At 66.1% G+C, this 19616-nt stretch carries 23 protein-coding genes; 3 read left to right on the forward strand and 20 right to left on the reverse strand.

Annotation, left to right across the window (positions count from 1 at the left end; translation table 11 throughout):
• Window positions 1–16 precede the first annotated feature (16 nt).
• Together nusB and efp are read right to left on the reverse strand one after the other, a co-directional pair.
• Window positions 17–427 (reverse strand): transcription antitermination factor NusB, encoded by a 411-nt coding sequence (nusB, locus tag KCTC_RS02940; protein ID WP_331852196.1) that lies wholly within the window; start codon window positions 425–427, stop codon window positions 17–19.
• Between the two features lie 9 nt (window positions 428–436).
• Window positions 437–1003, reverse strand: a complete 567-nt coding sequence (gene efp / locus KCTC_RS02945) for an elongation factor P (RefSeq protein ID WP_125566609.1) — start codon at window positions 1001–1003, stop codon at window positions 437–439.
• 167 nt (window positions 1004–1170) lie between these two features.
• On the opposite strand from efp, the gene KCTC_RS02950 reads away from it, so the two are divergent.
• The 3 genes from KCTC_RS02950 to KCTC_RS02960 are packed head-to-tail and all read left to right on the forward strand — an operon-like array spanning window position 1171 to window position 2532.
• Window positions 1171–1437 carry a hypothetical protein gene (locus KCTC_RS02950; RefSeq protein ID WP_125566611.1) on the forward strand — a complete coding sequence of 89 codons (267 nt, stop codon included), beginning with the start codon at window positions 1171–1173 and terminating at the stop codon, window positions 1435–1437.
• 31 nt (window positions 1438–1468) lie between these two features.
• Entirely contained in the window at window positions 1469–1990 is a 522-nt protein-coding gene (locus KCTC_RS02955; protein WP_125566613.1) for a hypothetical protein, read from the forward strand.
• Window positions 1990–2532 (forward strand): RNA polymerase sigma factor, encoded by a 543-nt coding sequence (locus KCTC_RS02960; protein WP_231998881.1) that lies wholly within the window; start codon window positions 1990–1992, stop codon window positions 2530–2532. The genes KCTC_RS02955 and KCTC_RS02960 overlap by 1 nt, the downstream gene beginning before the upstream one ends.
• Window positions 2533–2608: 76 nt before the next feature.
• Here KCTC_RS02960 and KCTC_RS02965 read toward each other — a convergent pair whose 3' ends face one another.
• From KCTC_RS02965 to KCTC_RS03045, 18 genes are all read right to left on the reverse strand, one after another.
• Window positions 2609–3043: a type II 3-dehydroquinate dehydratase gene (locus tag KCTC_RS02965; RefSeq protein ID WP_125566617.1), complete on the reverse strand. Its 435-nt coding sequence runs from the start codon at window positions 3041–3043 to the stop codon at window positions 2609–2611.
• Window positions 3040–4131, reverse strand: a complete 1092-nt coding sequence (gene aroB / locus KCTC_RS02970; RefSeq protein WP_125566619.1) for a 3-dehydroquinate synthase — start codon at window positions 4129–4131, stop codon at window positions 3040–3042. Before aroB ends, KCTC_RS02965 begins: the two co-directional genes overlap by 4 nt.
• A complete protein-coding gene (locus tag KCTC_RS02975; protein WP_125566621.1) occupies window positions 4128–4655 on the reverse strand; it encodes a shikimate kinase in 528 nt (175 codons plus the stop codon). Before KCTC_RS02975 ends, aroB begins: the two co-directional genes overlap by 4 nt.
• Window positions 4655–5833: a chorismate synthase gene (gene aroC, locus KCTC_RS02980; protein WP_125566623.1), complete on the reverse strand. Its 1179-nt coding sequence runs from the start codon at window positions 5831–5833 to the stop codon at window positions 4655–4657. The genes KCTC_RS02975 and aroC overlap by 1 nt, the downstream gene beginning before the upstream one ends.
• A 65-nt stretch (window positions 5834–5898) precedes the next feature.
• Complete coding sequence (locus KCTC_RS02985; protein WP_125566625.1) at window positions 5899–6648, reverse strand: prepilin peptidase; 750 nt, start codon at window positions 6646–6648, stop codon at window positions 5899–5901.
• Window positions 6645–7487 (reverse strand): shikimate dehydrogenase, encoded by an 843-nt coding sequence (locus KCTC_RS02990; protein WP_125566626.1) that lies wholly within the window; start codon window positions 7485–7487, stop codon window positions 6645–6647. Before KCTC_RS02990 ends, KCTC_RS02985 begins: the two co-directional genes overlap by 4 nt.
• Window positions 7487–8518 (reverse strand): endolytic transglycosylase MltG, encoded by a 1032-nt coding sequence (mltG, locus tag KCTC_RS02995; protein ID WP_164512447.1) that lies wholly within the window; start codon window positions 8516–8518, stop codon window positions 7487–7489. Before mltG ends, KCTC_RS02990 begins: the two co-directional genes overlap by 1 nt.
• Window positions 8511–8975 (reverse strand): Holliday junction resolvase RuvX, encoded by a 465-nt coding sequence (gene ruvX / locus KCTC_RS03000; RefSeq protein ID WP_125566630.1) that lies wholly within the window; start codon window positions 8973–8975, stop codon window positions 8511–8513. The genes mltG and ruvX overlap by 8 nt, the downstream gene beginning before the upstream one ends.
• Window positions 8976–8988: 13 nt before the next feature.
• Window positions 8989–11655, reverse strand: coding sequence for an alanine--tRNA ligase (alaS, locus tag KCTC_RS03005; protein ID WP_164512619.1), 2667 nt, complete (start codon window positions 11653–11655; stop codon window positions 8989–8991).
• Window positions 11656–11674: 19 nt separating this feature from the next.
• Entirely contained in the window at window positions 11675–11935 is a 261-nt protein-coding gene (locus KCTC_RS03010; protein ID WP_125566634.1) for a DUF6167 family protein, read from the reverse strand.
• Complete coding sequence (locus KCTC_RS03015; protein ID WP_125566636.1) at window positions 11932–12450, reverse strand: hypothetical protein; 519 nt, start codon at window positions 12448–12450, stop codon at window positions 11932–11934. Before KCTC_RS03015 ends, KCTC_RS03010 begins: the two co-directional genes overlap by 4 nt.
• An 11-nt stretch (window positions 12451–12461) precedes the next feature.
• A complete protein-coding gene (locus KCTC_RS03020) occupies window positions 12462–13811 on the reverse strand; it encodes a replication-associated recombination protein A (protein ID WP_408636104.1) in 1350 nt (449 codons plus the stop codon).
• A gap of 480 nt (window positions 13812–14291) precedes the next feature.
• Window positions 14292–14789: a hypothetical protein gene (locus KCTC_RS14610; protein WP_164512448.1), complete on the reverse strand. Its 498-nt coding sequence runs from the start codon at window positions 14787–14789 to the stop codon at window positions 14292–14294.
• 189 nt (window positions 14790–14978) lie between these two features.
• On the reverse strand, window positions 14979–15560 hold the full coding sequence (locus KCTC_RS03025; RefSeq protein WP_125566638.1) for a hypothetical protein: 582 nt from the start codon (window positions 15558–15560) through the stop codon (window positions 14979–14981).
• Window positions 15561–15562: 2 nt separating this feature from the next.
• Complete coding sequence (locus KCTC_RS03030; protein WP_125566640.1) at window positions 15563–16549, reverse strand: ABC transporter permease; 987 nt, start codon at window positions 16547–16549, stop codon at window positions 15563–15565.
• A complete protein-coding gene (locus tag KCTC_RS03035) occupies window positions 16546–17493 on the reverse strand; it encodes an ABC transporter permease (protein WP_197715237.1) in 948 nt (315 codons plus the stop codon). Before KCTC_RS03035 ends, KCTC_RS03030 begins: the two co-directional genes overlap by 4 nt.
• Entirely contained in the window at window positions 17490–18569 is a 1080-nt protein-coding gene (locus tag KCTC_RS03040) for an ABC transporter ATP-binding protein (RefSeq protein ID WP_125566642.1), read from the reverse strand. Before KCTC_RS03040 ends, KCTC_RS03035 begins: the two co-directional genes overlap by 4 nt.
• Entirely contained in the window at window positions 18566–19585 is a 1020-nt protein-coding gene (locus tag KCTC_RS03045) for an ABC transporter ATP-binding protein (RefSeq protein WP_125566644.1), read from the reverse strand. The genes KCTC_RS03040 and KCTC_RS03045 overlap by 4 nt, the downstream gene beginning before the upstream one ends.
• Window positions 19586–19616 lie beyond the last annotated feature (31 nt).

Raw genomic sequence — 19616 nt, forward strand, 5'->3', positions numbered from 1 at the left:
CCGTTCACCCGGCGTGTCAATCGAGGGAGGGGCGGTCCTTCTCGATCGCGCCGAGGACACCGTTCACGAACTGCGGCGACTCGTCCGTCGACAGCGCCTGGGACAGTTCCACAGCCTCGGAGATCGCGACGTGGGACGGAACATCCTCCGGGCCGGCGAGCAGCTCGAAGACGCCCAGACGCAGGACGTTGCGGTCCACCGCCGGCATCCGCTCCAGCGGCCAGTCGCGGCTGTACTCGGCGAGCAGTTCGTCGATACGGGTCGCATGAGCTGCGACCCCACGGACCAGGTCCGCCGTGTACGGGTTGGCCAGATCGCCAGCCGCGATCCGCTCATCCAGGAGATCGGTCGCCGCAATCCCCTGGGCCTCAGCGGCGAAGAGGATGTCGAGAGCTCGCTTGCGCGCCTTCGTACGGGCGGTGATCACAGTGCTTGATCAGCTCTTGACTCGGCTGAGGTACGAGCCACCGTCGCGGGTGTCGACCTTGATCTTCTCGCCGTTCTCGATGAACAGCGGCACCTGGATCTCCGCGCCCGTCTCGAGTGTCGCCGGCTTCGTACGGCCGGTCGCCGAGTCACCCATGACACCCGGCTCGGTGTAGCTGATCACGAGCTCGACCGAGGCCGGGAGCTCGACGTAGAGGACCCGACCGTTGTTCATCGCGATGATGACGTCGAGGTTCTCGAGCATGAAGTTGGCGGCGTCGCCGACCTGCTCAGGCGCGACCTCGAGCTGCTCGAACGTGCCGCCGTCCATGAAGACGTAGTTCTGGCCGTCGTTGTAGAGGTACTGCCAGGTGCGCTTGTCGACTGTCTCGACCTCGACCTTGGTGCCGGCGTTGAACGTCTTGTCGACGTTCTTGCCCGACTCGACGTTCTTCAGCTTCGTACGCACGAACGCGGGGCCCTTGCCCGGCTTGACGTGCTGGAACTCCACGACCTGCCAGAGCTGGCCGTCGATGTTGAGGACCATGCCGTTCTTGAGGTCATTCGTGCTCGCCATGTCGCGCCAGCTCCTGTTGTTGGAAGGTCGGGTGGATCAGCGCGCGAGTCTAGCCGTCGCGGGGTGCAAAAAAAGATTTCGGAAGCGCGTTGCGAACCGCCTGGGCGGTGACAAGTAGCGGGTGAAGGTGGCTCGAGCCACCTTCACGGAGTTTCAGGAGTTTCACCGTGGTTTCCCCTCTCAACATGAAAGTCGCCGCCGGTGCGGCAGCTCTCCTGGTGGGCATCATCGGCGGGGCGTACGTGGCTGGTGCTGCCAGTCCGCAGGCCCAGACTCCTGTGGTGAGTTGGACGACGCCTTCTCGGGTGGCGTCGCCGAGCGCTCCTGCGATCCAGGTATACGTGCCGACGATCGCGCCCAGGGCAACGCTGCACAAGCCCGACCAACACCCGCCGGAGCACGCGAAGCACCATTCGCACGGCAATGGCGACTGACTTCGGTCAGTGATCAATGGAGAATGACCCTGTGACTTCGACCAAGTTCAGCCCACTGCACCTGGAGGCGCCTCGGCTCGTTGCCGACGTCGCCCTCGGTGAGCATCTGGCTGCCCTTGCTCGGGCGTCCGCCCCGAGCGGCACTTCTCGGGTGCGCCGCTCGGGGTGGAGGGTTCCCCTCGCTGCCATCGCCACCATCGCCGCCTCCGGAAGCGTGGCGTACGCGGGTCAGGCAGCACTCCACAGCGAGATCCGACCGGCCGCTCCTGCGGTCCCGGTGGATGCCTCGATCACCGAGGTCGCGGCGACCGCGGCCGACGCCACCGCTGCTGCGGCTGGCGCAGCCGTCCGCAGTCCCCGGCCAACCCATCCTCACGGCAAGATCGTCGGCCGTGGTCACCCCAAGACCGGCAGGGCCCTCGGTCATCCGGGCAAGCACGACGCCGGCAACCACGGGGCCCACAACCCTGACAAGGCGACGCCCTCCGGGGCCGACGACGACATGTCCCCGTGGCGGAAATCCGCCGGAACGGCGGGTACATCGACCCCGTGATGAGACCGGCGAAGGCTGACACCTCGACGGTTGCTCGAGCACGAGAGGGAGATCCAGACGCCTGGCGAGAGCTCTACGACGCTCATGCCGGGCGTCTGTTGCTGTGGCTGCGCAAGACGCCCCTCAGTGATCCGAGCCTCGATCACGAGGACCTCGCGATGGAATCCTGGACGCTGGCGGCGTCCAGGATTGCTGATTTCGACGAGGACGACGACGCCTTTCCGGCGTGGCTGTTCACCGTGGCACGCAACCATCTGATGAATGCCGTACGCAAGGCCGCCCGCCGGGCCACGTACGCCACCGCGGACCTCCCCGAGCAGATCGATCTGATCGATCACACGCTGAGGATCGAGCACGACGAACTCGTACGCGAGGCGATCGCGCAGCTGCCCGCACGTGAAGGTGAGGTGATCGCCTGCATCGACGTCGTCGACCTCGACGTGGCCACAACTGCCGCGATCCTCGGGATCAGCCGGGCGAACGTACGCATGGCCCGGTCGCGCGGGCTGGCGCGCCTCCGAAAGGCTGGCTGGAGGGTGTGAGGAGCGAGGTCACATGCCGCGCTCGCGCGCGCATGTGCGCCGAGCGACGAACTCCCGCGGCCGCAGGTCGCCCGGTCTAGCCGGCGGCGATGAATTCGAGTGCGCGGCGGTAGCCGTCGACGCCCTCGCCCTCGATGACGAGCACCGCATGCGGGCTCACCACCGACGTGTGCCGGAACTCCTCCGGCCGCTTCGAGGGAGCACTGATGTGGACCTCGACCAGCGGCGCCGTCAGTTGCGCACACGCGTCGAAGAGCGCGTACGAGTAGTGCGTCCACGCCGCAGCGTTGAGCACCACCGGGGTGGCGTCGTCCGCGGCGGTGTTGAGCCAGTCGAGCAGTTCGCCCTCATGGTTCGTCTGCCGCACCTCGACGTCGAGACCGAGGGTGCTCCCCCAGGTCACGCACAGCGCGGCAAGCTCCGCGTACGTGGTGGAGCCGTAGATCTCCGGCTGGCGCTTGCCGAGCCGACCGAGATTGGGGCCGTTGAGGACGAGGACCTTGCTGGTCATGCCGACACCGCCGCGTACGCCGCGCGAAGGTCCTCATCCGTCGGGCCACGCAGGATCACGGGGTTGCCCACCTTGGTCAGGACCAGGAAGCGCAGCACCGAACCGCGGGTCTTCTTGTCCACCCGCATCGCTCCGATGAGGTCGTCGAACGAGGCACCCGGGTACGACGTCGGCAGGCCTGCACGACCGAAGGTGTCGCGGTGGCGCTGCACCGTACTGGCATCGAGCAGACCCGCCCGGAGGGCGAGTTCAGCAGCGTACACGCACCCGATCGCGACCGCCTCGCCGTGGCGGATCCGGTAGTTCTCACGCTTCTCGATCGCGTGCGCCAGCGTGTGTCCGTAGTTGAGAGCTTCGCGGCCGGGGTGGCCGTCGGCTCCGCCGGTCTCCTTCAGGTCGGCGGCGACGACGTCGGCCTTCACCTGGATGGCCCGCTCGACCAGTTCGGCGAGCACCGGAGAGTCGGCCGTGAGCGAGCCGACCGGCGCCTGCTCGACAAGCTCGAGGATGCGCTCGTCGGCGATGAAGCCGCACTTGACCACCTCGCCAAGACCGGCGACCAGTTCGGCGGCCGGGAGCGTACGCAGGAAGTCGAGGTCGCAGAGCACCGCTGCAGGCTCGTGGAACGCTCCGACGAGGTTCTTGCCAGCGCCGGTGTTGATCCCCGTCTTCCCGCCGACGGCAGCGTCGACCATGGCCAACAGGGTGGTCGGCAGGTGCACGACGCGTACGCCCCGCAGCCAGGCGGCGGCGATGAAACCACCGACATCGGTCGTCGCACCTCCACCGAAGGTGACCACTGCGTCTGACCGGGTGAATCCGGCCTCGCCGAGTGCCTCCCAGACCGCACCACAGACCTCGAGCGTCTTGGCATCCTCGCCGTCGGGGAGTGCCAACTGGACGACGTCGTAACGCTCACTGAGTACGTCGATGACCGGCGGAGTGAGCGCCTCAAGCGGCTCGGGGTAGATGAACGCAACCCGCTGGACGGCCTCGCCCAGGATCGAGGGCAGCACGGAGGCCAGATCGCGACCCACGAGCACCTCGTACGCGGTGCCGACCGGGATCCGGCGCTGGATGCTGGTCATGCGTTGTCTCCCTTGGGTGCTGGGTCAACCAGCAGTGCTTCGATCTCGGCGACGACCGAGCCCGTGTCGCGGCCGTCGGTCTCGACGACGTACGTCGCTACAGCGTTGTAGATCGGAGCACGCTCGTCCAACAGTTTCTTGATCGTGGCGCGGACGTTGCCCACCAGCAACGGGCGTCCGTGGCCCAGACCAACACGCTTCACGGCGTCGGCGAGGCCGACGTTGAGGAACACCACCGTCTGACCGTCCAGGTGCTCCCGGGTGGCCGGATCGAGAATCGCTCCGCCGCCGAGGGACAGGATGCCGTCGTGATCGCTGATCGCCGAGGCAACCGCGTCCCGCTCCATCGCACGGAAGGCCGACTCGCCGTCCTCGACGAAGATGTCCTGGACCGACTTGCCCGCCAGATGGGCGATGTCGGCATCGGTGTCGCGGAACGTCACACCGAGCCGGTGCGCCAACCGCTGACCGACCGTCGACTTCCCCGCCCCCATGGGACCGACCAGGATCACCTTCGGGGGCATCAGTACGCGAGGTTCGCCAGGTAGGACTCGACGTTGCGCCTGGTCTCACCGACCGAGTCGCCACCGAACTTCTCGACCACGGCGTCGGCCAGCACGAGCGCGACCATCGCCTCGGCCACGATGCCCGCCGCCGGAACCGCACAGACGTCGGAGCGCTGGTGATGCGCCACTGCTTCTTCGCCGGTCGCGACATCGATCGTCCGCAGGGCCCGCGGGACGGTCGCGATCGGCTTCATCGCGGCGCGTACGCGCAGAACCTCGCCGGTCGACATGCCGCCCTCGGTGCCGCCGGCGCGTCCGGACGTACGCCGGATCGCTCCGGTGTCGTCCTTGACGATCTCGTCGTGCGCCAGGCTGCCCGGGGTGGCGGCGAGCTCGAAGCCGTCGCCGATCTCGACACCCTTGATGGCCTGGATGCCCATCATCGCCGCGGCCAGACGAGCGTCGAGGCGCCGATCCCAGTGCACGTGCGACCCGAGCCCGGGCGGCAGTCCGTAGACCACGACCTCGACGACGCCGCCGAGTGTGTCGCCGTCCTTGTGCGCCTGATCGATGCGGGCGACCATCGCGGCCGCCGACTCGGCGTCGAGGCACCGCACCGGGTCCGCGTCCAGTCGCGCGGTGTCGGGAGGAGTCGGCACGTCGCGGCTGGTGGTGCGTACGCCGCCGAGCTCGATCACGTGGCTGACGATTTCGGCGCCCAGGACCTGCTGGAGGAAGTTGCTGGCGACGCGACCGAGCGCGACCCGCGCTGCGGTCTCGCGGGCAGAGGCACGCTCGAGGATCGGACGAGCCTCGTCGAAGTCGTACTTCTGCATTCCGACCAGGTCGGCATGGCCCGGGCGCGGACGGGTGAGCTTGGCGTTGCGGCCGGTCTCCTTGAGCAGGGACGGGTCGACCGGGTCGACCGACATCACGGTCTCCCACTTCGGCCACTCGGAGTTGCCGACGTTCAGGGCGATCGGGCCGCCCTGGGTGACGCCGTGGCGTACGCCACCGGTGATCGTCACGACGTCCTGCTCAAAGGCCATCCGGGCACCGCGGCCGTAGCCGAGCCGACGACGCGCGAGCGAGTCGGCGATGTCGTCGGTCGTGATCTGGACGTGAGCGGGCAGCCCCTCCAGGATCGCGGTCAACTCAGGACCGTGGGACTCACCAGCCGTAAGCCAACGCAACATGGGCGCCATTCTCCCATTCCTCGTCCGTCACTCCGGTACCGCGTCCACGGTGCCAGCACGGCCGCTCAGGGGATGACACGCAAGTGCGGAGCGAGCGCCATACCGGCGTACGCCCCCGCGATCATGAACGGTCCGAACGGGTACGCCTTCTTGAGGATCCCGCGATCGCGCCGGATGACCATCAGGCCGACGCCAAACACCGCGAACCCGACGAATCCCGCGTAGAGGCCGATGAGCCAGGCGTTCCAACCGACCGCAGCCATGAGTATCCCGAGCGGCAGGGCGAGACGTACGTCTCCCAGGCCCATTCCCGCGCGGCGGATGAACCACAGCAGCCCGAAGATCAGCCAGGCGATGGCGCCACCACAGAGCTCACGGATCAGGTCATCGGTGTTGCGACGGACAAGCCAGTCGATCAGCGCGAGCAGGACGATGACTGCGGTGAGCGGGCGGACGACGATCCGAGGCAGGAGACGACGGCGCCAGTCGACGACGACCAACAACGCACACACCGGCGCCACGACCATGGCGACCCAACCGACGCGTTCAGGGATGACGTGCCAAGCCAGGGTCGTCAGAGCTAGGAGTGGCCACACCGCCCACCATCCGCGTCGAAGCCGGACAGCGAGCTCGACGTACGTCTCGGACAGCCCCTCGTCACGCAACATCCGGTGCAGCGAGGTTTCCTCCGCCGATCCTTCCGGAGGGAGCTCCACCGGTGGCGGCTCGGGAAGTCGCTGCACGACCGGCGGAATGGCGATCGCTCCGATGACCAACGTCACCAACTGCGCCAACTCCAGGGCGGGCCAGTTCATCCGGCGGGCGCCTCGATCAGGTCCTCTAAGACAGCCGGCTCGAGCGAAGCCCGCATCGCCTCCATCGGCGCCACCTGACCGGTGAACAACTCGAACTGCAACGCAGCCTGATGAATCAGCAGGTCATGCCCACTCACTACAGCTCCGGTCGCCGCGGACGCGAGCGGCGTCGGCCAAGGGTCGTAGATCGCGTCGAAGATGATCGGGATGTCCTTGTACCGCGCCACGAGGTCGGGCGTCTGAGCGGCCGCCGGGATCGTGGAGATCAGGATGTCGACGTTCTCCAGGACGGTCTCGATCGGATCCACCGAGACGCCGACGCGGTGGTACTGGTCGTCGAGCACCGATACCGTCTCCCCTGCCCGTTCGGCGTGCCGGGCCAGGATCGAGATGTGCTCGGCTCCGAGCTCGGCGACAGCAAGGCCAATCGAGGCCGCGGTAGCACCCGCGCCCAGGATCGCCGCATGCACGATCGGGTGCGAGGACCGCTCCCTGATGGCGGCCACCGCCCCGGGGAGGTCGGTGTTGTCACCGGCCCAGCCGTACGAAGTGCGTACCAAGGTGTTGATCGCACCGGCTGTACGCGCCCGCGGGGACATCGAGGCCACCAGCGGAAGCGCCTCCCGCTTGAGGGGCATGGTCAGCGACAGCCCGCGTACGTCAGGGCCACACGTCGCCAGGAATGCAGCCAGGCCTCCTGCTGGCACCAGATGCCGGCCATAGGTCCAGTTCAGGCCGAGCGCTGCGTACGCCGCGTTGTGCAGCGTCGGCGACTGTGAGTGCTCGATCGGGTCCCCGAGCACCGCGCAGATGTAGTCGGCAGAGATCGCGTCGGTCATCAGTGGCAATTCGGAGACGTGGTCGACGCGCACCAGGCCCGCAGCTGGTTGACCGCCGCGTTGTGCTCGGCCAACGTGGTGCTGAAGACGGTCTCGCCGGTGTCGAGGTTGACCGGGACGAAGTAGAGCCACGGACCGTCCGCCGGATTGAGCGCGACGCTCAGCGCCTCCTCACCCGGGGAGCCGATCGGGCCTGGCGGCAGACCGTCGTGCACGTAGGTGTTGTACGGGGACGGATTGTCGAGTTGCGCCTGGGTCGACCAGACGGTGCCCGTCGAGCCGTTGGCGTACGCCACCGTCGCGTCCGACTGCAGCCGCATCGGCTTGGCCAAACGGTTGTAGAACACCCGGGCGATCTTCGGGAGATCGTGCGAGCGCTTGCCCTCCCATTGCAGCAGGCTGGCCATCGTCACGACCTGTTCGGGGGTCATGCCCAGCTTCGCCGCGGCCTGGGTGATGCCGAGCGATTCCTGCACGGACACGGCCTTGGCGACCATCTGCTGCAGCAGTTCGGTCGCGGTCTCCTTCGGCGTGACGTCGTACGTGGCCGGGAAGAGGAAGCCCTCGACATCGTTGTGGGCGTACGCCGGGAGCCCCAGCGTCTCCGGGTGCTTGAGCGCCGCTTCGAGAGCTGAGCGGGTGATCTTGGTCTTCGACACGATGGCGTCGATCACGGTCGAGAGTCGGGATCCCTCGATGACCGTGACGCCGTTGCGGATCCGCTTGTCCGGGTCGTCCAGCACGGCCAGCGCAGCGTCGGAAGACATCTCCAGCTTGAGGTGATAGATCCCCGGCTGGATGCCTGCAGCCTTCGGGTCCTTGGCGGCGGCGGCCACGAACGCGTCCACCGACTTCACCACGCCAGCGGCTTTCAGTGTGTTGCCGATCTTGGCCGCCGTGTCCCCGGCGTGCACCTGGACGACCACGTCGCCGTGGCCGGCGCCCGAGAAGTCCGGGGCACCACCGCACGCAGTGAGTACGCCGAGGGCGAGGACGCAGCCCGCCAGGGCCGAGATCCGCTTGTTATTCATTGTCCACCAACTCTCCGGGCGCACGCCCGGACGTACGTTCCGTATCCAGCGCATGCTGAAGGATCATGACAGCCGCAGCCTGATCCACGACGGATCTGCGGTCTTGTCCTTTGCGGCCCATGTCGCGCAGCATCGACTCCGCACTCACTGTGGTGAGCCGCTCGTCGACCAGGCGTACGGGCACCGGCAGCCGACGAGCCAACTGGGCGGCGAAAGCCCGGACCTTCTCCGTGGCCGGGTTCTCCCCGCCCTTGAGCGACCGCGGCAAGCCGACCACGACCTCGAGCAGGGTCGATTCCTCGGCGATCTCAGCGGCGATGTCCTTGATCCGCTGCAGGTCACCTCGGCCGCGCTTGACGGTCTCCACCGGCGTCGCCAGGAAGCCCGTCGGGTCGCTCCTCGCCACTCCGATCCGGGCATCGCCCGGATCGATGCCGATCCGTACGCCGTGCCTCATCGGAGTCGCAGTCTCATCCGCGGACGAGCGTCGGCACCAGGGCCAGCGCGTCGTCGATCTTGTCGACGTCAGTGCCACCGCCCTGCGCCAGGTCGTCCTTGCCGCCGCCCTTGCCACCGAGGATCGGGCCGACGCCCCGCAGCAGGTCGTTGGCCCACAGCCCCTTGTCACGCGCGCCCGCATTGGTGGCCGCCACGATCGAGACCTTGTCGTCCCCGTCACCGATGAGGACCACAACAGCCGGCTTCTCGCCGAGTCGGCTGCGCACGTCCATCGCGAGCGTACGCACGTCGCCGCCCGATGCACCGGGCGCGCGGGCCGCCACAACTGCCACGCCGTCGACATCCGTGGCTGCGGCGGCGATCTGGCCGGCGGAGGCGAGCAGCGCCGCGACGCGGCCCTTCTCGAGTTCCTTCTCGGCGGCCTTGAGGCGTTCGATCAGGTCGCCCACACGTGGGATCAGGTCCTGCGGCTGCGTCTTCAGCAACTCGGTCAACTGCGCGACGACGTCCCGTTCGCGGGCGAGGTACTTGAACCCCTCGACCCCGGTGAAGGCTTCGATACGGCGGTTGCCGGAACCGACGGAGGCCTCACCGGTGATCGCAACCGTACCGATCTGGCTCGAGTGGGAGACGTGCGTACCGCCGCAGAGTTCGCGGCTCCACGGCCCGCCGATCTCGACGACACGAACCTTCGAGTCGTCGTACTTCTCCCCGAAGAGCGCGATCGCGCCCCAGTCCTTGGCCTGCGACAGCGTCATGTAGTCCCACGCGACTGGCAGGTCGGCGCGCAGCGCGTTGTTGGAGACCTCTTCGATCTCCTTCACCTGGCCGGTCGTCAGGCTCTGGGTCCAGCCGAAGTCGAGACGCAGATAGCCGGGCCGGTTGTACGACCCCGACTGCATCGCGGTGGGGCCGAGCACCTCGCGGAGCGCCGCGTGGACGACGTGCGTGCCGGAGTGCGCCTGTCGGGCGCCGATCCGCCACTCGGGATCCACCTGGGCCAGGAAATGCTTGGCACTCGGGGTCAACTCACCGTCGACGACGCGGACCTGGTGCACGATCAGCCCGTTCTGACGCTGTACGTCGAGCACCTCCAGTCGGCCACCCTCGAACTCGATGACACCGGCATCGGCGATCTGACCACCGGACTCGGCGTAGAACGGCGTCCGGTCCAGGACGAGCTCGCCGACCTCACCGTTGCCGAGGACGTCCGTCGCCTTGCCACCCGAGAGCAGGGCCACCGGCGCCGACTCGGTCGTCAGGGTCTCGTACGCGAGCCACTCGGTCGGCCCGTGGGCGTCAAGGATGCCCCGGTAGACCGACAGGTCGGCGTGCTGGCCCTTCTTCGACTTCGCGTCAGCTTTGGCACGCTCACGCTGCTCGGCCATCAAGCTCCGGAAGCCCTGCTCGTCCACACTCAGACCGGCCTCAGAAGCCATCTCCAGGGTCAGGTCGATCGGGAAGCCAAACGTGTCGTGGAGGGCGAATGCCTTCTCGCCCGACACGGTCGTGCCGCCGCCCTTCTTGACCTCGGTGGCAGCCAGATCGAAGATCTGCGTCCCCGCCTGGAGCGTCTTGCGGAAGGCGTCCTCCTCGGCAAAGGCGACCCGTGCGATCCGGTCCCAGTCGCCGAGCAGATCGGTGTAGGTCTCGCCCATCTTGTCGCGGCTGACCGGCATCAACTCCGGGAGCGCCGGGTCCTCATACCCGAGCAGACGGACGTTGCGGATCGCGCGTCGCAGGAGTCGGCGCAGGACGTACCCGCGACCCTCGTTGCCTGGGGTGACGCCGTCGCCGATGAGCATCAGCGAGCTGCGGATGTGGTCCGCCACGACCCGGAAGCGGACGTCGTCGTCGTACGAACTCCCGTACTTCTTGCCAGTCAGCTCCTGGGCCTTCTCGATCACCGGGAAGACCACGTCGGTCTCGTACATGTTGTTCCTGCCCTGGAGCAGGTAAGCGACGCGCTCGAGGCCCAGCCCGGTGTCGATGCCGGTCTGAGCGAGCTTGCCCGCGATGTCGACGTCGTACTTGCTGCGGGCTGCGGAGATGTCGTCCTGCATGAAGACGAGGTTCCAGAACTCCAGGTAGCGGTCGCCCGCGTCCCAGTCGCGGTCAGCGCCGTACGCCGAGCCGCGGTCGATCAGGATCTCCGAACAGGGCCCTCCGGGTCCCGGCACACCCATCGACCAGTAGTTCTCGCTCGGGGGAAGTCGCACAATGCGGTCGTCCGGCAGGCCGGAGATCTTCTTCCACAGCGCGACGGCCTCGTCGTCGCCGTCGAGCACCGAGGGGTAGAGGACGGACTCATCGAAGCCGAACCCCCCGTCGGCGATCGCCTTGGTGACCAGATCCCAGGCGAGCGTGATGGCGCCTTCCTTGAAGTAGTCACCGAAGGAGAAGTTGCCGCACATCTCGAAGAAGGTGCCGTGGCGCGTGGTCTTGCCGACCTCTTCGATGTCAGGCGTACGGATGCACTTCTGCACGCTCGTCGCGCGATCGAACGGAGGCGTCGCCTGGCCGAGGAAGTAGGGCTTGAACGGCACCATGCCGGCGTTGACGAACAACAGGTTCGGGTCGTCCAGAAGCAGCGACGCCGAGGGCACCGCCGTGTGTGGCAGTTCGGCGTTGTCTGCGAAATGGCTGGTGAATCGGCGGCGGATCTCCGCAGTGCTCAACCAGGTGTCCGGGCGGTCGTCAGTCACCGTCGCTCGCTCTCTCCAACTCGGGGTTCTTCTGAGATGCCAGCGCGGGCATTCCGTAACGCTGGCGAAGTTCGTGTCGTCTGATGTGGTGCGCATCGCGTACGTCGTGGGCGAACGTGGCTGCGCCGTGGCTGATCGCCTGCCACCGGTCCTTGGCACCGTCCTGGGTGAGGATCTCGGTCGCACGCCGGATCTTGATCGCGCCGTACAAGGTGGTGCCTGCGCCGGCAACGAACCAGAACACCGGCTTCATGCTCCCTCTCCTGTGCCCGAGGCCGCGGCGTCGGAGTCGACCGGTGCCCGGTGCCTGGCGCGATACTCGCGCAGCGCTTCCTTCACTTCGGCCTTGCGGTCCTTGCGGACCCGGATCAGCTCGCGCTTGATCTCGTACGAGATCTTGGCGCGGTTCTCCTCGGACAACGCATTGCGTACGCCATGGGCCAGGCTCGCGGCTTCGATCATGACCGTACGCGCGACCTGCTCGAACTGGGGCCGCGCCTTGAACTCAACCCTCGCGGCTGTCTCGACCTCGTCCTCGACCTCGCCGACGGACGTGATCACGTACTCGGTCCGAGCAGCTGGCTTCCGGGGTTCGGGCACCCCGACGTTCAGATCAGTCACCATGGGGACCTCGACCGGCGTCGGCAGGTTCGCGGTGACCGCAGCCCTGATCCGTCGCCCGGCGACCCTGATCGCGACCACCACGCCGAGCAACACCCCGAGGACGAACGCGCCGGCGACGGCAGCGACGATCACAGGGGTGCTCATAACCCCCGACCCTATCGCCCGCGGATAATCCGTCTGACCCGCTCCCAGCGCTCGCGGACACCGGCTTCAGCCCCCAACGAAGTCGGCTCGTAGTAGACCGCGTCGACCAGCTCATCAGGCAGGTATTGCTGCTCTGCCACGCCGTACGGGGCGTCATGGGCGTACTGGTAGCCAACACCGTGAGCCAGCTTCTTGGCCCCGGCGTAATGGGCGTCGCGAAGATGCGGCGGGACCTGTCCGATGCGCCCCTGCCGTACGTCCTGCATCGCGGCGCCGATCGCTCGAGTCACCGCATTCGACTTGGGCGCCACTGCGAGTGCGATCGTGGCGTGGGCGAGGGTCAACTGCGCCTCCGGCATGCCGATCAACTGGACCGTCTGGGCCGCGGCCACTGCGGTGGTCAGCGCGGTCGAGTCCGCGAGACCGATGTCCTCACTCGCCAGGATCATCAGCCGACGCGCGATGAATCTCGGGTCCTCACCCGCTTCGAGCATGCGCGCGAGGTAGTGCACCGCGGCGTCGGCATCTGAGCCGCGCACCGACTTGATGAACGCACTCACGACGTCATAGTGCTGGTCACCATCGCGGTCGTAGCGGGGTGCCGAGCGATCGACCGCCGTCTCCGCGTCCTGCAAAGTAATCGTGGGTCGACTAGCCGAAGGCGTATCGAGACCCGAGACCCCCGCGGCGGCCTCGAGATACGTCAGCGCCCGGCGCGCATCACCACCGGCCAGTCGGACGATGTGCTCGATCGCGTCAGTCGAGGCCGTACGCCCGTGGAGGCCGCGCTCATCCATCAGCGCCCGATCCAGCACAGCGGTGAGCTGCTCATCGGTGAGCGGCTGCAGGCGCACCAACAAGGACCGCGACAGCAACGGCGAGATCACCGAGAACGACGGATTCTCGGTCGTGGCAGCGATCAGAGTGACCCAGCCAGCCTCCACCGCCGGAAGGAGCGCGTCCTGTTGGGCCTTGTTGAACCGATGAACCTCGTCGATGAAGAGGACGGTCCCCTGCCCCCTGGCCAGATGCTCGCGCGCTCCACTGATCGCGTCACGTACGTCCTTGATGCCGGCCGACACCGCCGAGAGCTCCACGAACCACCAGCCGGTCACGTCGCTCACCATCGAGGCGATCGTGGTCTTGCCGGTGCCGGGCGGACCCCACAGGACAATCGAGAGCGGTCGACGATCCTCCAGCAACTGGCGGATCGGTGACCCGGGCGCCTTGACCTGGTCGTGGCCGATCAGGTCGTCGAGCGTTCGCGGCCGCATCCGCGCGGCCAGTGGTGCGCTCGCCGGCACCACAGGGCGTTCCGCCTCGACCTCGAAGAGACCGCCGCTGTCGAATGCTTCCTCCACCGAACGGACACTATCCCGGCAGACGCGCTGCTAGGGGCACCTGTTCAGCCGAGCCACGCGGCGAACGTCCAGCGGACCCCTGGGCCGACGACCACGCGCATGGATTGATCGTCCGCGCTCCCGACGTAATCCGTGCTGTAGATGTACGAAGTCGAGGAGCAGACACTGACCTGAAGTTCGGCAACGGATTTCCTGTTGGAAATAGTCGCCCCGCCATTGCCCAGACAATTGAATTTCAGCGTCAGGTGTCGGCCTGGAACTCGTTTCGGGATTCGAATTTCCGAGGGGCCCACACCGTTGTGCTCAACAACTTGCTGACCGACCGGCGGCTGCACCTCTTTCGATGGCAACGGAGATATTCCCGCGTTCGAGGGTGATTGACCAGGAGCTACCGCCGGATTCGTTTTCGCGCACCCGGCCAGAGGGGCCACAACGAATCCGGCGACGCTCGCGACCGCGAAAGCTCGAAAAAGTATGGCGTTATCCCCTTACGTCCCAGAAAGCCGGAATGTGATACGGCGCATTTGCAGTTCCCGATCCGACGACGCGCTCCTTGCACGTGGGCTGCAATTCCAGGTATTGCCAGGTGAACGACTCGCGGTCAGCACCGGCATGGAGCTGACCTCTGGTCCAGGTCGCCGGCACGGTCCAGGAGTCTCCGTACGTGATTCCCGCAGAAAGCGACGCGGACACGGACACTCCCAGCGACTGGTGCGCGGAGAACAGAATCGCACTCTCATCGAAACTGATATCGCCCGAGACGGTGGCTGACACCGAGATCCCCGCCGAAATGGTGATCGACAAGGTGTGTCCGCCGGGAGCACTCACGTACGGAACCAGGTCTTTGTAATTGTGCGAGCCGTTCGCCGTCCCGTACGACTCTTCGGGGGCACAGCCCGCAAAAGCCGGCAATGCTGTGGGCCCAAGAGCAACAAGCCCTCCGGCACCCATGACGACCGCAGCCGTTTGAGCAAACATTTTCCGCATTGAAGCCTCCACACTGTCAATTTGGCGTCTGAGCCCCGTCGATGCCCCGTTGGGATGCATTGTTCGTGACTATTTGTGACAGTGACGCTAACACTCATGGAGACCTCGCGTCAGGGCTTATCAACTGAATATTGCCTAAACGTTTTGTGAGACGTCCTGTGGAGCGGAACAGGCTGCACCTCACACTAGGAACGTGAGAACCGCGGCCAGTACCAGAGCCGCCAGACTCAACCAAGGCGCCCTCGGGAAGATGGCAAACACGGGGCCCGGGTCCTCGCCCTTGGACTTCGCCTCGCTGACCGCCGAGCGCAGGTAGTCGACCGCGTACGCCACACCGCTCTCGACGTACTGGCGACCAGCCGGGCTCGCGACAAGGCCCCGCGCCACATCAGCGTCGCCGCGAGCCAGGCTGGACCGCTTGAAGCCGATAGCCGGCGACGTGTACCGCTTACGCCCGACCGTCAGTTCGAGATAGGACCGGACCCGTACGTTGTCGACGGCCGCCGCCGGGATACGCAGATCTCGCAGACTGTTGGTCAAGACGATGGCATCGCCGTCGACGGCCACGTGAGGCCGGACGAGAACGACCCAAGCAACCCAGGCGACACCCCACACCACCAGGCACGCGCGGGCACCTCCGACGGTCGGGCTGTCGACGAACAGGTACGCGCCGAGCGCAGCAGCAGCGGCGGCGCTGATCCACCCGATGATTCGTGTTGCTGCCGCGCGTGCACGATCACCGCGAGGTGTGCGACCTCGCACGATCAGTAGAGCCGCACGCGTGGATCGAGTACGGCGTACAAGAGGTCGACGAGGAAGTTCGCCACGACGACGAACACGCTGACCAGGACCAGGATGCCGACGATGACCGGTAGGTCCTGGTTGTTGATTGCGTTGACCGATTCGTTGCCGAGGCCGGGCATGCCGTAGATCTTCTCGGTCACGATCGTCCCGCCAGCCAGCGTTGCCAGGTCGATACCGAACTGGGTCACGACAGGGGTCAACGCACTACGAAGGGCATGCCTGGTGATGACCCGGCGTTCCGGGATGCCCTTTGCTCGGGCGGTGCGGATGTAGTCCTCGCTGAGAACCTCGAGCATCGAACCACGGGTGAACCGGGTGTATGCGGCAGCTGTGATGAGGGCGAGCGTCATCCATGGAAGGAACAGGTGCCTACCCCACTGGAACAAGCCGTGATCGCTACTGGTCGGGCCGGGCGCACCGAGCCACGGAGCGTACCCAGCTGCAGGGAACCACGGATGGTGCGCGACCGTCAGCTTGTAATACAGGAAGTACAGGAAGAGCGATCCGAGGACCAACGACGGCATCGAGTAGAAGACCAACGCCATCACGTTGAGCACGCGGTCGGTGATCGTACGCGGACGGATCGCGGAGATGATACCGGATCCGACGCCGAGGATGAGCCAGATGATGGCGGCGCCGATGGCGATCGAGAAACTGACGGGTGCGTCGGCCTTGATGATCGAGACGACTGACTGACCGTGGTAGTAGTCGTACCCCAAATCGCCGTGGAGCGCGCGCCAGATGAAGTGCCCGTACTGGTACCAGAGCGGCTTGTCCAGCCCGAGCCGGTGGTTGATCAAAGCGATCATGTCCGGCGTCGCCATCTTGCCTGCCATGGTGCGGCCAACGTCCGTCGGAGCTGCGAAGAACAACAAGAACGTCGTGACGGTAACCAGGAACAGCACAAGGATCCCGGTCAGGGCCCGAACGAAGATGTAGCGAATCACTTCTGGAGCAGCCTTTCGATCCGCGGGTCGAGTGCATCGCGGATGCCGTCACCGAGCAAGTTGAAGACCAACGTGGTGAGTACGAGGATCGCGCCGGGGAAGAACGCGGTCCACCAAGCCTGATAGAAGAGCCCCTGGTCGGATGCGTCGCTGATCATTCCGCCCCAATCCGCGGCTGGAACCGGTAGACCAAGCCCGAGATATGCCAGCGTCGCCTCGGACACAATGTTCACGGGCACCAACAGCGAGAAATAGATCAGGATCGGCATCACCAGGTTCGGGAGCAACTCCACGAACATGATCCTGTAGGTGCTTGCTCCGAGGGACCGCGCCGCTTCGACGAATTCGCGTTCGCGCAGCGACAGCACCTGGCCGCGGATGATGCGTGCCATCGTCGCCCAACTGAAGAAGGCGAGCACCAGAACGATGATCGTCAGGCTCTGCCCGAAGATCGCGACCAGTGCGACAGCAGTCAGGACGAACGGCATGGCCAGCACCACGTCGAGAATGCGCGCGATTACCGTGTCGACGATGCCGCCGAGGTACCCGGCAAGGAGACCCAGGACGACGCCGATCACTACGGCAAGGGCGGTTGAGAGCAGACCGATGCCCAACGAGACCTGACTACCGGAGATCATGCGCCCGAGAACATCGCGGCCAAGGGCGTCGGTGCCGAACCAGTGTGCTCCGCTCGGCCCGATCGGTAGGCCATTGGCGTCCGTGCCATTCGGGTCTTGGAAGTTCGGGCTCTGGCCGATCATGTCGTTGAGCAGTGGGGCGAAGATCGCCACCAGGATGATCAGCAACAGGATCGCACCAGAGATCAGCGCGACCTTGTCCTTGCGCAGGCGACGCCATGCCAGCTGCCAGGGGCCGCGGGCAACCACACCCGTGCTTGCTTTGAGTTGCACAGCCTCTTCGGGAGGCGCTGTGGAGGCGCTCACAGGCCGACCTCCGATCCAGTGGACACGACGTCAGCGGTCACGATGCTGTCCTTGATCTGCGGGGTGAAACTTGCCAGCTCGTCGTCCTTCCTCAGCGGATGGAGGCAGTCGACGAAATGACGCTCGTATCCCTCCCCGGAAAGCAGGTCGGAAGTCGGGACGATCGTCGTGCAGTCCATCTCCGCCTTCGGGCACCGTGGGTGGAAACGGCAGCCCGAGGGAGGCGCGATCGGCGAAGGAAGGTCGCCCGCAAGCACGATCCGCTCTCGCCGATCGGCCGCGGTCGGGTCCGCGGCCGGCTTGGCCGACAGGAGTGCCCTCGTGTACGGGTGGGCGCTGGCGCTGAAGATGGTTTCGGACGGACCGGTCTCGATCACTCGCCCGAGGTACATCACAGCGATGCGATCGCTGATGTGCTGGACGACCGAGAGGTCGTGGCTGATGAACAGGTAGGTGAGCCCGAACTCCTTCTGCAGGTCCTGAAGAAGGTTGATCACCTGCGCCTGGATCGATACGTCCAGCGCAGAGACCGGCTCGTCACAGACGATCAGTTTGGGCTTCAGTGCCAGAGCGCGCGCGATCCCGATTCGCTGCCTCTGCCCGCCGGAGAAGTCGGCCGGGTACCGGTTGAAGTGCTCAGGATTGAGTCCCACGACCTCCATGAGTTCCTGGACCTTCGCCTTGCGAGCAGGACCGTCACCCATCTTGTGGATGGCCAGTGCGTCACCGATGATCGACCCGACCCGCCGCTTGGGGTTCAACGAGCCGTACGGGTCCTGGAAGATCATCTGCATCTCGCGACGCAGGGGTTGCATGTCCTTGCGCGACGTCTTCGTGATGTCGCGGCCGTCGAAGGTGAGCGAGCCGCTGTCGATGTCGTACAACTTCGTGAGGCATCGGGCGAGCGACGACTTGCCACATCCGCTCTCCCCCACCAGGCCGAGCGTCTCGCCTCGACGGATCTCGAGGCTGACGTCATCGACGGCGGTGAGTTTGACCTTGCCTCCGAGCAGGCCACGGCTGCCAACGGTGAACCGCTTCGTCACCCCAGTTGCTGAGAGGAGTACGTCGCTCATCGCGCAGCCTCGGCTCCCAGACGGCGCTGGCGAAGTGCCTCGCGCTCTTCTGTGGACGGTGCGAGGAAGCAGGCCGACAGGTGTAGCTCGCTACGGCTTACGGGACCCAACAGTGGAACTTCCTTGTCACAGCGATCGAATGCGTAGGGACACCTCGGCTGGAACACGCAGCCAGGTGGCAGATTGATGAGGCTCGGCGGGACGCCCTTCACGGGGCGCAGCGGCTCACCGCGTTTCACTCGGCTCGGCATCGAGTCGAGCAGACCTTCGGTGTACGGGTGGTGCGGCGCGGCGAAGAGCTCGTTGCGTTGGGCGCGTTCGACGATCGTGCCGGCATACATCACGGCCACCTCGTCGGCTACGTCAGCGATCACGCCGAGGTCGTGAGTGATCAGAATGATGGCGGTGCCGAATTCGTCTTGCACCTTGCGCATCAACTCGAGGACCTGCGCCTGAACGGTCACGTCGAGAGCCGTCGTGGGCTCGTCTGCGATGAGCAGCGCCGGGTCGAGCGCCATCGCCATGGCGATCATCACGCGCTGACGCATACCGCCGGAGAACTGGTGCGGAAAATCATCCACGCGCTGAGAAGGAAACGGGATGCCGACCATGCCGAGCAGGTCGATCGCCCGTTGGCGCGCCTGCTTCTTGGTGATCTTCGTGTCGTGCCCGCGAATCATCTCGATGATCTGCCAGCCGACGCGATACGACGGGTGTAACGACGTCAACGGATCCTGGAAGATCATGCCGATCTTGTTGCCAAGAACTGCACGTCGCTGGGACGGGGTCGCCGTGATCAGGTCCACGCCATCGAAGATGGCGGAACCCGACACGGTTGCCCCCCGGGTGAGCCCGGCCAGGGTTTGCGTCGAAACGCTCTTCCCTGAGCCGGACTCACCGACGATGCCGAGGGTCTTGCCCCGCTCGACTTCAAAGGAGATGCCTCGTACGGCTCTTACGACGCCGTCATCGGTGTTGAACGAGACATGCAGGTCTTTGACCTCTAACAGGGCCACAGGTGAATCCTCAGAATCTTCGAAGTGCTGG

This window comes from Nocardioides baekrokdamisoli (genome assembly GCF_003945325.1).
Taxonomy (GTDB): domain Bacteria; phylum Actinomycetota; class Actinomycetes; order Propionibacteriales; family Nocardioidaceae; genus Nocardioides; species Nocardioides baekrokdamisoli.

What these genes read in the sequence shown, in the direction of transcription:
- KCTC_RS02965 (WP_125566617.1), bottom strand. Translation starts at nt 3,043, where the DNA reads ATGACCAGCAAGGTCCTCGTCCTCAACGGCCCCAATCTCGGTCGGCTC.
- aroC (WP_125566623.1), bottom strand. Translation starts at nt 5,833, where the DNA reads ATGTTGCGTTGGCTTACGGCTGGTGAGTCCCACGGTCCTGAGTTGACC.
- ruvX (WP_125566630.1), bottom strand. Translation starts at nt 8,975, where the DNA reads ATGAGGCACGGCGTACGGATCGGCATCGATCCGGGCGATGCCCGGATC.
- KCTC_RS03040 (WP_125566642.1), bottom strand. Translation starts at nt 18,569, where the DNA reads ATGAGCGACGTACTCCTCTCAGCAACTGGGGTGACGAAGCGGTTCACC.
- KCTC_RS02975 (WP_125566621.1), bottom strand. Translation starts at nt 4,655, where the DNA reads ATGCCCCCGAAGGTGATCCTGGTCGGTCCCATGGGGGCGGGGAAGTCG.
- KCTC_RS02960 (WP_231998881.1), top strand. Translation starts at nt 1,990, where the DNA reads ATGAGACCGGCGAAGGCTGACACCTCGACGGTTGCTCGAGCACGAGAG.
- KCTC_RS14610 (WP_164512448.1), bottom strand. Translation starts at nt 14,789, where the DNA reads ATGTTTGCTCAAACGGCTGCGGTCGTCATGGGTGCCGGAGGGCTTGTT.
- mltG (WP_164512447.1), bottom strand. Translation starts at nt 8,518, where the DNA reads ATGAATAACAAGCGGATCTCGGCCCTGGCGGGCTGCGTCCTCGCCCTC.
- KCTC_RS03015 (WP_125566636.1), bottom strand. Translation starts at nt 12,450, where the DNA reads ATGAGCACCCCTGTGATCGTCGCTGCCGTCGCCGGCGCGTTCGTCCTC.
- KCTC_RS02985 (WP_125566625.1), bottom strand. Translation starts at nt 6,648, where the DNA reads ATGAACTGGCCCGCCCTGGAGTTGGCGCAGTTGGTGACGTTGGTCATC.
- KCTC_RS03010 (WP_125566634.1), bottom strand. Translation starts at nt 11,935, where the DNA reads ATGAAGCCGGTGTTCTGGTTCGTTGCCGGCGCAGGCACCACCTTGTAC.
- KCTC_RS02990 (WP_125566626.1), bottom strand. Translation starts at nt 7,487, where the DNA reads ATGACCGACGCGATCTCTGCCGACTACATCTGCGCGGTGCTCGGGGAC.
- aroB (WP_125566619.1), bottom strand. Translation starts at nt 4,131, where the DNA reads ATGACCAGCATCCAGCGCCGGATCCCGGTCGGCACCGCGTACGAGGTG.
- efp (WP_125566609.1), bottom strand. Translation starts at nt 1,003, where the DNA reads ATGGCGAGCACGAATGACCTCAAGAACGGCATGGTCCTCAACATCGAC.